Genomic DNA, 14,553 nt, shown 5'->3' with positions numbered 1-14,553 from the left:
TTGGCTGTGGTCATCACCTCCCTGATCCTTTTCCTCATCGGCCTGGCGCTTGGCGGCGGCGGCATCTGGCTCGTGACGCTGGGCGGCAGCTGGTATTACGTCATCGCCGGCATAGCTTTCCTGATCGCTGCCTGGCTGCTCTACAGGCGCAGATCCACGGCGCTGTGGCTCTACGCGGCGATCGTGCTCGGCACGCTCGCCTGGGCTGTCTGGGAAACCGGCTTCGACTGGTGGGAGCTCGGCCCGCGCGGCGGCATCATCGTGCTTGTCGCGCTGTGGCTATTGACGCCATGGGCGCGGCGCGGGCTTACCGGTCCCGACGGACGAGCGCCGCTGATCCTCGCGGTGCTGGCATCGCTCGGCGTCGCCGGTTATTCGATGACGACGGACCCAAAGGATATTGCCGGCCAACTCAACACCGACAAGGTGACGCCGACGGCCGAACTCGGCGGCAATGTGCCGGCCGGCGAATGGCACTATTACGGTCGCACGCAATATGGCCAGCGCTATTCGCCGCTCGACCAGATCACCCCCGAAAACGTTGCCAATCTGCAGCCGGCCTGGACCTATCGCACCGGCGACGTGAAAGGGCCCGACGACATCGGCGAGACGACCTATCAGGTGACGCCGCTGAAAATCGCCGACACGCTCTACATCTGCACGCCGCATAATTTCGCCATCGCCATCGATGCCGCGAGCGGCAAGGAGAAATGGCGTTTCGATCCGCAGGTCAAGCTCAACAAGGACCGCCAGCACCAGACCTGCCGCGGCGTGGCTTACTATGCCGATGCCAAGATCGCCGCCGGCCAGCCCTGCGCCACGCGCATCTATCTGCCGACATCGGACGCCCGGCTGATCGCGCTCGACGCGGCGAATGGCCAGGTCTGTCCGACATTTGCCGAGGGCGGCACGCTGAACCTGCTCGCCAACATGCCATATCCGAAGCCGGGCTATTACTATTCGACTTCCGCGCCGCTGATCGTCGCCAACAAGATCATCGTCGGCGGCGCGGTCAACGACAATTATTCGACGCAGGAGCCGTCCGGGGTCATCCGTGCCTACGATGCCGACACCGGCGCGCTGTTATGGAATTGGGATTCCGGCAATCCGGACCAGACGACGCCGCTGCCGCCGGGCCAGACCTACACCAACAACTCGCCCAATATGTGGTCGACGGCGAGCGCCGACGAGAAGCTCGGCCTGCTCTATGTGCCGCTCGGCAACAAGACGCCGGACCAGCTCGGCGCCGGACGCAGCGCCAATGACGAGAAATTCTCTTCCTCGATCACCGCGCTCGATCTCAACACCGGACAATTGCGCTGGGTGCGGCAGACCGTGCATCACGATCTCTGGGACATGGACGTGCCGGCGCAGCCGACGCTGGTCGACATAACCACGGCCAGTGGTGTGGTGCCGGCGCTGGTCGGGCCGACCAAGCAGGGCGACCTCTATGTGCTCGACCGGCGCAGCGGCGAGCCGATCGTTCCGGTCAAGGAAGTGCCGGCGCCGGGCGGCGCGATCGAAGGCGACCATACCTCGCCGACGCAGCCGGTCTCGGACCTCAGCTTCAGTCCGAAGCCACTGACCGGCGCGGATATGTGGGGCATCACCATGTTCGACCAGCTGGCCTGCCGGATCGAGCTTCGGAAGCTGCGGTATGAGGGCCGCTATACGCCGCCGTCGCTGCAAGGCTCGCTGATCTATCCTGGCAATTTCGGCACCTTCAACTGGGGCGGCGTGGCAGTCGATCCGGTCCGGCAGGTGATGTTCGGCATGCCGACATACCTGGCGTTCATCTCCAAATTGGTGCCGCGCGCCGACGTGCCGCCGCCGGGCGATACCAAGGGCAGCGAACAAGGCCTGAACCGCAATGACGGTGCGCCTTACGCAGTGATATTGAAGCCATTCCTGTCGCCGCTCGGCATTCCCTGCCAGGCGCCTCCGTGGGGCTATGTGGCCGGCGCCGACCTTCGGACCGGCAAGATCGTCTACAAGCATCGCAACGGCACCGTCTACGACATGACGCCGCTGCCGCTGCCGTTCAAGGTCGGCGTGCCGGGCATTGGCGGGCCGATGATCACTGCCGGCGGCGTCGCCTTTCTCGGTGCGGCGGTCGACGACTATGTGCGCGCTTATGACCTGACGACCGGCAAACAGCTCTGGCAGGCGCGGCTGCCTGCCGGCGGGCAGTCGACACCGATGACCTACACGGTAGCCGACGGACGCCAGTTCGTCGTCATCGTTGCCGGCGGCCACGGCTCGGTCGGCACCAAGCCGGGCGATTATGTGATGGCCTATACGCTGCCGAAATAGAGAAGTTCCTCAGAGCCCGAGATGCCCTTTCAGGTCGGGTACCGATGCAAGTACCTCGTTGGTCAGCTGCGGGCCGGCGGCTGTCTCGGCCTGCTGGACCAACGCGGCATCAAGGCCATCGTGCAGAGACTTATGGCAGCCCTCACTCAGCCGTGACTGGACCAGCCAGGCTTCGACCCTATGTTGCTGCCGGGGGCCGAAGACCTAGGAGCGCGCCATGACAACACCTGCCGGCCCCGCCAAGCCTGTCATTACCCAGGCGATGATCGATGCCTATGATGAATACACGCATCTGACGCTCGACCGGCGGCGCTTCATGGAGCAGTTGACCAGGCTTGCCGGATCGGGTGCGGCAGCGGCCGCGATCGCGCCGCTGCTGGCGGCGAATTCGGCCCAGGCGGCAATCGTCGCGGAAAACGATCCGCGCGTGAAAGGCGAGGACATCAGCTATCCAGGCAGCGGCGGCGAGATGAAGGGTTATCTGGTCAAGCCGGCGGGTCAGACCGGCAGGCTGGGCACGGTCATCGTCGTGCACGAAAACCGGGGGCTCAACCCGCATATTCGCGACGTGGCGCGGCGCGTGGCGCTGGAGGGGTTCGTGGCGCTTGCCCCGGACTTCATGACACCGCTCGGCGGCACGCCGGCCGATGAAAACAGGGCACGTGACCTGTTTTCCCAGCTCGATCCAGCACAGGTCGCCACCAATGCCGTCGCAACGGTCGCCTACCTCAAAGGCCACAAGGACGGCAACGGCAAGGTCGGCGCCGTCGGCTTCTGCTGGGGCGGCGGCACGGTGAACATGCTGGCCGTCAACGCGCCGGATCTTGCAGCCGCCGTTGCCTATTACGGCATGCAGCCGAAGGCCGAGGACGTGCCGAAGATCAAGGCGCCGCTCATGCTGCATTATGCCGGGCTCGACACCCGCACCAATGCCGGCATCGACGCCTTCAAGAAGGAACTCGACGCGGCCCATATCGAATATTCGGTCTATGTCTATGAAGGCGCCAACCATGCCTTCAACAACGACACATCGGCGGCCCGTTACGACAAGAAGGCGGCTGACCTCGCCTGGGGGCGGACGATCGCTTTCCTCAAGGAGAAGTTGGCCTGATCAGGCGGGCGCCAGCGCCGGTTTGTGAAGGGCGACGCCGGCCACCACCAGCGCGATGCCGAGGCAGTCAGTGAGGCTCGGCACCTGCCGCAGCACGATGACGCCGATAAACGTCGCGGTAACCGGAAGCAATGACAGCATCAGCGCGAAACTGGAGCGCGGCAGCCGCGACATGGCAAGCTGGTCGCAAATATAGGGAATGACCGACGAGCAGATGCCGACACCGACCGCCGCAAGCAGCAGCGGCGGCGTCGAGAACGCCGGCAGCGCATCGGCAAGACCGATCGGCAGAACGACGAGAAGGGCGACCGCCATGGCGGCACCCAGCCCGGCGATGCCATCGCCAGCGTCGGCGCGCGCGACGCGATGGCCGAGCACGATATAGAAGACGAACAGCGCGCCATTGAGGAAGGCCCAGAACAGGCCGACAGGATCGCTCGACCATTTGACGTCGATGAGCAGCAAGGTGCCGGCGACGGCGATTGCAAGGGCGGCGAGATTGCGCGGGCTTCTGAGGCCGACAAGCGCGACGCCGATGGTGCCGACGAATTCGATCGCCGCTACCAGCGAGATCGGCAGCCGGTCGAGCGCCAGGTAAAACGAGCAATTCATCACCCCAAGGCAGACGCCGAAACCCACAAGCAACAACCGCGTCGAGCGATCGGCGCGGGCGAAGACCGCCCATGGTCGGGTCAGCGGGGCAAAGACCAGTGCCGCGGTGGCGATGCGCAGCCACGCCATGCCGAGCACGCCGACATGCGAGAAAAGCAGGACTGCGAAAGCGGGGCCGAGATAGTGGAACACGGCGCTGACGCCGAACCACAGATGGGGCGGCACCGAGCTTGCCAAGGTAAAAGCCGGGCCGGCGAGTGCCGGACTTGCTGCTGGGGCTTGCGTCCGATCTTCCATGGGGTCAGTATCGCAGGCGATTTTTGCCGTTGATATGGATGATGGCCGGGCATTGCGGCTATTCCCTTTTCGAAAGCAAGGAGTATTCCGCTGAAACGCCTTCGAAATGAAAATACCGATCTGGATCCGGCGGATCTAAAAATCCTGCGCCTGCTGGAGGAGGATGCGCGCACCAGTATTGCCGAACTGGCGCGCTCAGTCGGCCTGTCGGCGCCGAGCGTCGCCGAGCGCATCAAGCGGCTGCAGGAAAGCGGCGTGATCGAGGCCTATACGGTGCGGATTAATCCGGCCGCGCTCGGCATGAAGCTGTCGGCATGGCTGCGCATCAGGCCGGTGCCGGGGCAACTCGCCGTCGTGGCCGAAATCATCCGCGACCTGCCGGAAATCGCCCAATGCGACCGGGTCACCGGCGAAGACTGTTTCATCGCGCTGGCGCATGTCGGCTCGGTCGCCGAGCTCGAGCGGGTGATCGACCGGATCATTCCCCATGCGATGACCAATACGGCGATCATCCAGTCGACGCCGGTAGTGGCACGCTCGCCGCTAGGGGCGGTGAAGCGCCCGGCCTGATGCTAGATTTAAATCTGCGACGTCAGCTCGACCGGGAAATCGTCATTGTCGGCGTCGCGCATGGCGGCGAGGCTGCGGTTGTCCAGCACCTCTGCGATCGCCTGACGCACCTCCAGCATCATGTGCCGGACCTGGCAGGTCGCCTCGTCGCAATCCTCGCAGCGCTGGTATTGTGTGCGGCTGGCGCAAGGGATCGGCGCCAGCGGCCCGTCGAGGACACGCACGACATGGCCGATCTTGATTTCGGAAGCGGGACGGGCGAGGCGGTAACCGCCTTCCTTGCCCTTGCGGCTCTGGACGAAGCCGGCATTGCGCAACTCGCCCAGGATGGCATCCAGGAATTTCTTGGGGATGTTGTTGGCGACCGCAATGTCGTTGACGAATGCGAGCTGGCCGACCGGCAGGCCGGACAGATGCACGAGAGCCTTGAGGCCGTATTTGCCTTTTTTGGTAAGCATGCCCGAGTCAACCCATTAAGCCCCAACCACCCGCATCTGGCGGCTGTTTGTGTGCAAATAATGACGGTTTGGCCGTGCGATGCCGTTCGCGCAGACAGGCCGCCCGAAGACATATTGCGCGCAAACGCGTTGATTCTTCGTAACGTTTTGGAGGGCGGGCGTCCGGAACGGGCGGAGGCCACGTTTTCGGCGAGCAAATGAAGAAAGCCGGCAAACGCCCGCTTTCAATCAGTTCACGAGGTTGCAGACGTCAGCGGCTGCCGTAAGTCTGGTCGAGCAGGCCGCCAGCGGCGAAATGCTCGGCCTGGACCTTGGCCCAGCCGCCAAAGACATCCTGCACCGTCAATAGGCGGACATCGGGAAACTCAGCCTTGTACTTGGCGGCGACCGTCGCGTCGCGGGTCCGCAGGCCGTTGCGGGCGGCGATGTCCTGGCCCTCCAGCGTATAAAGGAAGTCGAGATAGGTCTTGGCGAGGTCGCGCGTGCCATGCTCGTCGGCGATCGTGTCGACGATCGCCACCGGAAACTCGGCCAAAAGGCTGACCGAGGGCGTCACCTGCTCGAATTTGTCCTCGCCATACTCCTTGCGGACGCCGCGCGTTTCCGACTCAAAGGTGATCAGCACGTCGCCGATCTCGCGCTGCACGAAAGTGGTGGTCGCGGCGCGTCCGCCGCTGTCGAAGATCGGTACGTTGTTGAACAGCTTGGTGACGAATTCCTTCACCTTGGCGTCGTCGCCCTTGAAGGCTTCCTTGGCGTAGGCGGTGGCCGCAAGGTAGGTGTACCGGGCATTGCCGGAGGTTTTCGGATTGGGGAAGATCACCTGGACGTCGTCGCGCACGAGATCGTTCCAATCCTTGATGTGCTTCGGATTGCCGGCGCGCACCAGGAAGGAGGGCAGCGAATAGAAGGGCGAGGCGTTGTCGGGAAAATCTTTCTGCCAATCCGCGGAGATGAGACCCTTCCTGACCAGGAAGTCGATGTCGAGGACCTGGTTGAAGGTGACCACATCGGCGCCGAGGCCCTCGGCGATGGCACGTGCCTGCGCAGACGTCCCGGCATGCGACTGATCGATGGTGACGCCTGGGTGGCCGGCGACGAACGCCTTGTTGACCTGCGCAAACAGCTCGCGGCCGACATCGTAAGAAGCGTTCAGCAATTTGTCGGCCGACCAGGCTTGGGAGGATGCGAGGAACAGGCCGGCCAATGTGGCGACGCCAAGCAAAAATCGCTTCATGAAAACAAGGCTCCAATGCGTGCGCTTATTGCCGGACCATAGCGGCAAGGCATTGTGCGCGACGAGGCAGGCAGAGCGGCCGCTCCACGTTGTCGATAGAAGAAATATTCCCGCTGTGGAGGATTTCTAGTTTTTTCTTTCAGGCAGAGTCTTCCGGGCAGCTTGGCAGCGGTGCCGATGCCGTCGGCGTGCACGATGGTTCCCGGCCGGCCAACGCGATGGCGATTGCATCGCCGCGCGGTCTGGCATATACAAATGGTATATACAAGGAGCTATCGTCATGCCTCAACGCCGCCATTCAACAACCCCGCCGAAAGAGGCGAAGCTGTTTCGTAACAATCGCAGTCAGGCGGTGCGCATTCCTGTCGAGTTCAAACTTCCCGGCGAAAAGGTCTTGATCAGTCGTGAAGGCGACCGCCTGATCATCGAGCCGGTTCGCAAACCCGGCCTCACGGCGCTGCTCGCGCAATGGGCGAAAGAGCCGCCCCCCGGTTCCGAGGAGGACTTTCCCGAAGTCGAGGATATGCCTGTCAAATCCGAGGATTTTTTTTGATGCGGTTCATGCTGGACACGAACATTATCAGCGACATGATCCGAAATCCGGCCGGGAAAGCCGCCGCCGCCGTCCTGCGCGTGGGAGACGCCGCCGTGTGTACCAGCATCGTGGTCGCCTCGGAACTGCGATATGGCTGCGCCAGGAAAGAGTCGGCCAAGTTGCTCAAGAAGGTCGAGGAATTGCTGGCTGAGATTCCTGTCTTGCCGCTCGATGTGCCGGTAGATGCCGAGTACGGCGCGATTCGCGCAGAGCTGGAAGGAAGGGGCCAGACCATCGGCCAAAACGACCTTTTTATTGCTGCCCACGCCTATGCACTGGGAACTACCCTGGTGATCGCCAACACCGGCGAGTTCAACCGGATCAAAGGCCTGAAGGTCGAGAACTGGCTGGTGTAGCGCCTAAAAGAGGATCAAGCAGCCGGAAAAAGCTTCCAGCGCCGCGGCCTGAAAGCCACCCGGCTTTTCTGCGCCGCCGGATGGTCGACTGGCAACTCGATCTCGACCCGCTGGCGTTCGCCGCCGATTTCGAGCTCGACCCGCCTGGTGCCGGCGACGCGGCGGCTGGCGACAACCGTGCCGGCGATGCAGCCGTTGCATTCTTCCACCAGATCGACGTCGTGCGGGCGGAAGAACAGCGTCGCTTCACCTTGCGGTGCGTGCGGCGCGGAAAGCCCGATCGGCCGGTCGGCGATCCAGACCTGGCCGTCCTCGACCTTGACCGGGATCGAGCTCGATTCGCCGATGAAGCCATAGACGAAGGGCGAGTTCGGCGTGTCGTAGATCTCGTCGGCGGTGCCAACCTGCTCGATGCGGCCCTGGCTCATCACCACGACGCGGTCGGCAAGCTCCAGCGCCTCTTCCTGGTCATGGGTGACGAAGACCGTGGTGTGGCCGGTGGCGTCGTGGATGTCGCGCAGCCAGCGGCGCAGTTCGCGGCGCACCTGGGCATCGAGCGCGCCGAACGGCTCGTCGAGCAAAAGCACGGCCGGTTCGATCGCCATCGCGCGGGCCAGCGCCACGCGCTGGCGCTGGCCGCCCGAAAGCTGCGCCGGATAGCGTTTTTCCAGACCGGAAAGCTGAACGAGGTTGAGGAGTTCCGAGGCGCGGCGGCGGATTTCCTTCGCCGACGGGCGTGACGGCCCGTGCCGGACCTTGAGTCCGAAGCCGATATTGTCGGCGACCGTCATATGGCGAAACAGCGCGTAATGCTGAAAGACGAAGCCGACATTGCGCTCCTGGATCGACTTTTGCGAGGCATCCTCTTCGCCGAAGAAGATCTTTCCGCGGGTCGGCCGCTCCAACCCGGCAATCAGCCTGAGCAGCGTCGTCTTGCCGGAACCGGATGGCCCCAGCAACGCGATCAACTCACCCGACTTGATGTCGAGCGAAACGTCGTGAAGGGCCGGAAACCGCTCAAACTCCTTGCGCACGTTGGCAACGCGAACTTCCATACAAATCCCTTTGTAGTTGATGCATGTCGTTATCCCAAAACCGGTTCCCACTTTTGGGCGACATGCATTTTGTCAGTGTCCGCGCGTCGCGGCGATCTCGGCGCCGTAGCGCATCTCGAGAAGTGTTTTCAAGACCAGTGTGACGAGCGCCAGGCCGGCAAGCAGCGAAGCGACGGCAAAGGCGGCGGCGGCATTGTACTCGTTATAAAGGATTTCGACATGCAGCGGCATGGTGTTGGTCAACCCGCGTATGTGGCCGGACACCACCGAGACCGCGCCGAACTCACCCATGGCGCGGGCATTGCACAACAGTACGCCGTAGAGCAATCCCCATTTGACGTTAGGCAACGTCACGTACCAGAACGCCTGCCAGCCATTGGCGCCGAGCGACAGGGCCGCCTCCTCGTCGCCATTGCCCTGCTCCTGCATCAGCGGGATCAATTCGCGGGCGACGAAGGGGAAGGTGACGAAGATGGTGGCCAGCACGATGCCCGGCACGGCAAACAGGATGACGATGCCATGCGCCTTGAGCCAAGCACCGAGCAGGCCTTGCGCGCCGAAGAGGAGTACATAGACCAGGCCGGAAATGACCGGGGAGACCGAAAACGGCAGGTCGATCAGCGTGGTCAGGAACGCCTTGCCCTTGAACTCGAACTTGGCAATCGCCCAGGCGGCGGAAATGCCGAAGACGACGTTGAGCGGCACCGAGATCGCCGCGACCAGAAGCGTCAGGCGGATCGCCGAGCGCGTATCCGGTTCCGACAGCGCCTGTGTGTAGGCCTCGATGCCTTTGGCGAAAGCTTCCTTGAAGACGATGATCAGCGGCAAGAGCAGGAAAATGCCGAGGAAGGCAAAGGTCACGATCATCAGCACGGTTCTCGCCGTGCGGCTTTCGGTCACCGCCGGCGACTGGCTTTCGTGGTGCGGCGCGTAGGATTTGATCTCCGGGTCAGCCATAGCGCTTGCGGCTCCACGTCTGCACCAGGTTGATGACCAGCAGCATCACGAAGGACAGCGCCAGCATGATCGCCGCGATCGCGGTCGCCGCAGCGTAATTATATTCCTCGAGCCTGATGACAATCAGAAGCGGTGCGATCTCGGATTTATAGGGCAGGTTGCCGGCGATGAAGATGACTGAGCCGTACTCGCCGACGCCGCGCGCGAAGGCCAGCGCGAAACCGGTGACGATGGCCGGCGCCAGTCCGGGAAGCAGGACGCGGCTGATGATCTGGAAGCGATTGGCGCCGAGCGTTGCGGCCACTTCCTCGACCTCCTTGTCGATCTCCTCCATGATCGGCTGCACGGTGCGCACGACGAAGGGCAGCCCGATGAAGATCAGCGCAATGACAATGCCGAGTGGCGTATAAGCGACTTTGATGCCGAGCGGCGTCAGCAGGCTGCCGATCCAGCCGTTCGGTGCGTAAAGCGTGGTCAGCGCGATGCCGGCAACCGCCGTCGGCAGCGCAAAGGGCAGGTCGACCATGGCATCGACGATGCGGCGGCCGGGAAAGCTGTAGCGCACCAGCACCCAGGCGACGATCGTGCCGAAGACGACGTTGACGGCGGCGGCAATGAAGGCGGTGCCGAAGCTGATTTCAAGCGCGTTGATGGTGCGGCGGTCGGTGACGATCGCCCAGAAGTCGGTCCAGCCGAGCGCCGCCGAGCGCCAGATCAACCCGGACAGGGGAATGAGGATGATGAGGGTGAGGTAGGCAAGCGAGAAGCCGAGCGTCAATCCGAAACCCGGAATGACGCTCGGCTGCCTGAACCGCCACCCCGCCTTGGCGGGTGCTGTGGTCATGTCGTCCTGATCTAAATGCTACTGGGCCGGCTTATAGATCTGGTCGAATATACCACCGTCGCCGAAATGATAAGGCTGTGCCTTCTTCCAGCCGCCAAAAAGTGGGTCGTCGATGGTGACCAGCTTGATCTCAGGCTGCTTGGCCAGGTCCTCCGCCGGCACCAGGTCGGGCTTCGAAGGGCGATAATGGTTCTTGGCGATGATCGTCTGGCCTTCCTTGGAATAGAGGTAGCTCAGATAGGCTTCGGCAACTTTGCGTGTGCCTTTGGCGTCGACATTGGCGTCGACCACTGCGACCGGCGGCTCGGCCAGGATCGAGGTCGGCGGGTAGACGATATCGAAATTGTCAGCGCCGAACTCGTCGAGCGCCAGATAGGCCTCGTTTTCCCAGGCGAGCAGCACGTCGCCTAGCCCTTTTTGCGCAAAGGTCACGGTGGCGCCGCGCGCACCGGTGTCGAGAACCGGGACATGCGCATAGAGATTGCCAACGAATCCCTTGGTCTTGGCCTCGTCGCCGCCATCCTTGGCGCTGGCATAGGCCCAGGCGGCAAGATAGTTCCAGCGCGCGCCGCCGGAGGTCTTCGGATTGGGCGTGATCACCTGGACGTCATCCTTGACCAGATCGCCCCAATCATGAATGCCCTTGGGGTTTCCCTTGCGGACGAGGAAGATGATGGTCGAGGTGTAAGGCGCCGAATTGTTTTCGAATTTCGTCCGCCAGTCGGGATTGATCTTCTTCGTTTTCGAGACAATGGCGTTGATATCGCCTTCGAGCGCCAGCGTCACCACGTCGGCGTCGAGCCCGTCGATCACGGCGCGCGCCTGGGCGCCGGATCCGCCATGCGACTGCTGGATGGTCACCGTCTCGCCTGTCTCGGTCTTCCAGTGGGCGACAAAGGCCTCATCGAATTGCTTGTAGAGCTCACGCGTCGGGTCATAGGACACGTTGAGAATGGTGGTGTCGGCAAACGCGAAACCGAGCGTGCCGAACTGGACCGATGTGGCGACCAGTGCGCCGAGCAGTTTCCTGAAATGAGGTTTGGTCATTTCCGCCTCCGTTGAACTCGCGCCAAATCTACCGAATTGATAGAATTTAGATGCATTCAATGTTGCCTTTTTTGGCCTATTGAAGCAATTTTTCGCCTACTTTCGGCGATGGGAGGAACTATTTTCCCTTGCACGGGACCTACGCTCCCGACGCGATTATCTAGAGACGGCTAGCTCTTCGGCAATGGCGGCGTCGCGTCCGAACGAGGTTTTGGCGGACTATTCGGCGGTGACGGGAAAGTTGAAGCGCTCTCTTGGAAACGGCTCGTTTTCCAGCGTGAAGTGCCACCATTCGCGTGCGTAATTCTTGAAGCCGCCGGCGCGCATCGCCTCGACAAGTTTTTTGCGGTTTGCCGCCGCTTCACTGGCGATCGGTCGGTGAGCCGTTTCGCTCGTCGGATCGAAACAGTCGAAACCGGTGCCGAAATCCAGCGTGTCGGCATCGGTCGCGCCGCAGGCCGGTTTCGGAGCGCTCTTGCGGTCCGCTCGCGTGATGGCGACATCGACCGTCGATCCGCGCGAATGGGTGGACAGTTCGCCGATATAGCCCTTGGCGATGAGATCCTTGCGCTTGACCTTTGGGTACCATTGCGGGTCCGGTGGTCCGCTCGTTTTTGTCCAGTCACCCATGTCGGAGACAGCACGCGCAGGGCGGTAGCAGTCGAACACGACCAGCGTCAGCCCTCCGGCAGCAATCGCTTTCTGCACTGCGGAAAGCGCTTGCGCCGCTTGGCTGGTGAGGACGCATACCGGCGCATCGTAACCGCATACCTTGCGATGCAGGAAGTTTTCGAGGCCGGCATAGCGGATATCCTGCCGGATACTGGGATCGATGTCGGCCAGCCGAACAAAGCCGGCGGGGAGGGCGTCAGCAGAGGCCGAGGAAATACCGGCGGCCGAAAGCAAGGCGTAAAACCCAATCCGCTGAATCACCTGCCGGAAACTATTCAAGGGAAACTTTCACTCGACAAAAACCTTCACACTGGCCGCGCGCCCCGCCGCATCGACTACGGTCAGGGTGGAATAGCCGGCGCCGTCCGGCTGCCAGGTCGCGGTGCGCCGCCGGTCGATGCCGACCAGCGGCTTGCCGTTGGCCAGCCAGCGGAACGGTGCGCGGCCGCCTTGCAGCTTGAGCACCAGCGGCGAGGCGTCGGCCGAGGAAGTGCCGAGATCGACACGGGCGCCGTCAGGCGGAAAGACGATGGTTGGTGCAGGTTCGGTCGGCGTCGCCTGCACCAGCCCGTCGACGCCGGCGCCGAAGCGCGTCAGCGTCACCGGCAATTCTTCGCGCTTTGGCCGGCGGACGCCGGACGGTTGGCTTGGCAGCGGCACGGCGGCTAGGCTGGAACGGACAAAGCCTTCGAACAGAATGGGCGCGGCCGAGACATAGCCGGACAGACCGGGCACCGCGCCGGCATCGGGGCGGCCGACCCAGACGCCGAGCACATAACGGCCGTCGAAGCCGACCGACCAGGCGTCGCGATAGCCGTAGGAGGTGCCGGTCTTGTAGGCGATGCCGCGTTGGGCGGCACCCTGGGGCGGCTTGACGCCCGACAGGATGTCGGTGATCTGCCAATTCGCCTGACCATCGAGGATGGTGGTGGTCGAGCGTTCGGTGTTCGCCGGCTCGGTGCCGTCATGCAGCGTGTGTGCCTTGCCGCCATTGGCAAGGCCGGCATAGAGTTGGACGAGGTCGCGCAGCGTCACTCCGACGCCACCGAGGCCGATCGCCAGGCCAGGCGCTTCGTTGACGGGCAGTATCGGCATCACGCCTGCCTGGCGAAAGCGCGCCATCAGCCGGGCCGGGCCGACCGCGTCGAGCACGCGGATCGCCGGCACGTTGAGCGACAATTGCAGCGCCTGCCTGATGCTGACATCGCCCTGATAGCCCATGTCGAAGTTCTTCGGCCGGTAACCGGAGAAATCGGCCGGGCTGTCCTCGATCAGCATCTCCTGCGCCACCAGGCCTTGCTCGAAGGCGAGGCCGTAGATGAACGGCTTCAGCGTCGAGCCAGGCGAGCGAACGACCTTGGTCATGTCGATCCAGCCCGAACGGCTGGCATCGAAGAAATCGGCAGAGCCGACCTCGCCAAGAATATCGCCGGTGCGGGCATCGGCCAGCACCATGGCCACCGAGAGGCGAGGGCCGAGCTTGGCGGCGGCATCCTTGGCCACCTGCTCCAGCCCTTCCTGGACACTCTTGCGGATCGTCAGTTGCAGCTTCTGGCCGGGAATGGCCTTGGGCAGCATTGCATAGGCAGCATGAGCAGCGAGCGCCGGCAAGGTCCGCCGCAGCCCCGACACATCGTCGAGCGCGGCTCGCGCGGCCTCGCGTTCGCCGAGCAGGCCTGCCGACACCATGCGGGTCAGCACGCGGTCGCGGGCGGCATGAGCGACTTCGAGGTTGCGGTCAGGGCGTCGCTTTTCCGGCAATTGCGGCAAAGCGACGAGCAGGGCCGCCTCAGAGACCGTCAGCCGCTTCGGCTCCTTGCCGAAATAGGCGAGCGAAGCGGCGCGCACGCCTTCGAGATTGCCGCCATAGGGCGCCAGCGTCAGGTAGCGTTCGAGGATCTCGCGCTTGGACAGCCGCCGTTCTATCTGGACGGCGCGCAGCATCTGTTTGATCTTCGAGCCGAGGCTGCGGCTGTCGCGCGGTTCGATCAGCCGGGCGAGCTGCATCGAGAGCGTCGAACCACCGGAGACGATATGGCCGCTGGTCGCGAACTGTCCGGCCGCACGCGCCAGTGCCAGCACGTCGACGCCTTGATGATCCCAGAAGCGCTTGTCCTCATAGGTGACCAGCATGTCGACGAACTGGTTGTCGACCTGGTCCAGGTTGGTCGCAAGCCGCCAATAGCCATCCGGCGTGGCGAAGGCCCGCAACAGCTGGCCGTCACGGTCCTGCACCTCGGTCGAGACCGTCAGCGCAGCCGGCAGCGGCGGCGGAAAAGCGCGGTCGAGCTGCCAGAGGGCGACAGCGGTGATTGCGGCGAAGGAAATGCCCGCAATGGCCGCTCGGCGGAGGAATCTTTTGGAGAGCACGGCGCCGCCCCTCATCCGCCTGCCGGCACCTTCTCCCCGTGGAGGACGGGGAGAAGGTG

The 14,553-nt window shown here is 63.4% G+C and carries 14 protein-coding genes; 5 read left to right on the top strand and 9 right to left on the bottom strand.

Annotated features, from left to right (window positions below):
- A complete protein-coding gene (locus NKI01_RS10060; protein ID WP_352495137.1) occupies positions 1–2,313 on the top strand; it encodes a glucose/quinate/shikimate family membrane-bound PQQ-dependent dehydrogenase in 2,313 nt (770 codons plus the stop codon).
- Positions 2,314–2,530: 217 nt separating this feature from the next.
- On the top strand, positions 2,531–3,424 hold the full coding sequence (locus tag NKI01_RS10055; RefSeq protein ID WP_352788511.1) for a dienelactone hydrolase family protein: 894 nt from the start codon (positions 2,531–2,533) through the stop codon (positions 3,422–3,424).
- Here NKI01_RS10055 and NKI01_RS10050 read toward each other — a convergent pair whose 3' ends face one another.
- Entirely contained in the window at positions 3,425–4,333 is a 909-nt protein-coding gene (locus tag NKI01_RS10050; protein ID WP_352482917.1) for an EamA family transporter, read from the bottom strand.
- A gap of 90 nt (positions 4,334–4,423) precedes the next feature.
- Here NKI01_RS10050 and NKI01_RS10045 point away from each other — a divergent pair, with 90 nt between their 5' ends.
- The gene (locus NKI01_RS10045; protein WP_352483074.1) at positions 4,424–4,903 is read left to right on the top strand and encodes an Lrp/AsnC family transcriptional regulator; all 480 of its coding nucleotides are present in this window, start codon (positions 4,424–4,426) and stop codon (positions 4,901–4,903) included.
- 8 nt (positions 4,904–4,911) lie between these two features.
- Here the strand turns inward: NKI01_RS10045 and NKI01_RS10040 are convergent, their stop codons facing one another.
- Together NKI01_RS10040 and NKI01_RS10035 are read right to left on the bottom strand one after the other, a co-directional pair.
- Positions 4,912–5,361 (bottom strand): RrF2 family transcriptional regulator, encoded by a 450-nt coding sequence (locus tag NKI01_RS10040; RefSeq protein WP_006202816.1) that lies wholly within the window; start codon positions 5,359–5,361, stop codon positions 4,912–4,914.
- Positions 5,362–5,611: 250 nt separating this feature from the next.
- The gene (locus tag NKI01_RS10035) at positions 5,612–6,598 is read right to left on the bottom strand and encodes a sulfate ABC transporter substrate-binding protein (protein ID WP_352482918.1); all 987 of its coding nucleotides are present in this window, start codon (positions 6,596–6,598) and stop codon (positions 5,612–5,614) included.
- A gap of 280 nt (positions 6,599–6,878) precedes the next feature.
- Here NKI01_RS10035 and NKI01_RS10030 point away from each other — a divergent pair, with 280 nt between their 5' ends.
- Complete coding sequence (locus NKI01_RS10030; protein ID WP_352963034.1) at positions 6,879–7,151, top strand: antitoxin; 273 nt, start codon at positions 6,879–6,881, stop codon at positions 7,149–7,151.
- Entirely contained in the window at positions 7,151–7,549 is a 399-nt protein-coding gene (locus tag NKI01_RS10025; protein ID WP_502896288.1) for a type II toxin-antitoxin system VapC family toxin, read from the top strand. The genes NKI01_RS10030 and NKI01_RS10025 overlap by 1 nt, the downstream gene beginning before the upstream one ends.
- Positions 7,550–7,563: 14 nt before the next feature.
- Here the strand turns inward: NKI01_RS10025 and NKI01_RS10020 are convergent, their stop codons facing one another.
- The 6 genes from NKI01_RS10020 to pbpC all read right to left on the bottom strand — a co-directional run bounded on the left by NKI01_RS10020 (position 7,564) and on the right by pbpC (position 14,509).
- Positions 7,564–8,604, bottom strand: coding sequence for a sulfate/molybdate ABC transporter ATP-binding protein (locus NKI01_RS10020; RefSeq protein WP_352482922.1), 1,041 nt, complete (start codon positions 8,602–8,604; stop codon positions 7,564–7,566).
- Positions 8,605–8,676: 72 nt separating this feature from the next.
- Entirely contained in the window at positions 8,677–9,561 is an 885-nt protein-coding gene (gene cysW, locus NKI01_RS10015; RefSeq protein ID WP_023720881.1) for a sulfate ABC transporter permease subunit CysW, read from the bottom strand.
- The gene (gene cysT, locus NKI01_RS10010; protein ID WP_023720880.1) at positions 9,554–10,405 is read right to left on the bottom strand and encodes a sulfate ABC transporter permease subunit CysT; all 852 of its coding nucleotides are present in this window, start codon (positions 10,403–10,405) and stop codon (positions 9,554–9,556) included. The genes cysW and cysT overlap by 8 nt, the downstream gene beginning before the upstream one ends.
- A gap of 18 nt (positions 10,406–10,423) precedes the next feature.
- Positions 10,424–11,452, bottom strand: a complete 1,029-nt coding sequence (locus NKI01_RS10005; RefSeq protein ID WP_352788508.1) for a sulfate ABC transporter substrate-binding protein — start codon at positions 11,450–11,452, stop codon at positions 10,424–10,426.
- A gap of 219 nt (positions 11,453–11,671) precedes the next feature.
- Positions 11,672–12,385, bottom strand: coding sequence for a M15 family metallopeptidase (locus NKI01_RS10000; protein ID WP_352963031.1), 714 nt, complete (start codon positions 12,383–12,385; stop codon positions 11,672–11,674).
- Positions 12,386–12,412: 27 nt separating this feature from the next.
- Entirely contained in the window at positions 12,413–14,509 is a 2,097-nt protein-coding gene (gene pbpC, locus NKI01_RS09995; RefSeq protein ID WP_352963029.1) for a penicillin-binding protein 1C, read from the bottom strand.
- Positions 14,510–14,553 lie beyond the last annotated feature (44 nt).

Origin of the sequence: Mesorhizobium sp. M0815, from assembly GCF_040319995.1 — a bacterium.
In the GTDB taxonomy this organism is placed as follows: domain Bacteria; phylum Pseudomonadota; class Alphaproteobacteria; order Rhizobiales; family Rhizobiaceae; genus Mesorhizobium.
This window is presented reverse-complemented; position numbering and strand designations above follow the sequence as displayed.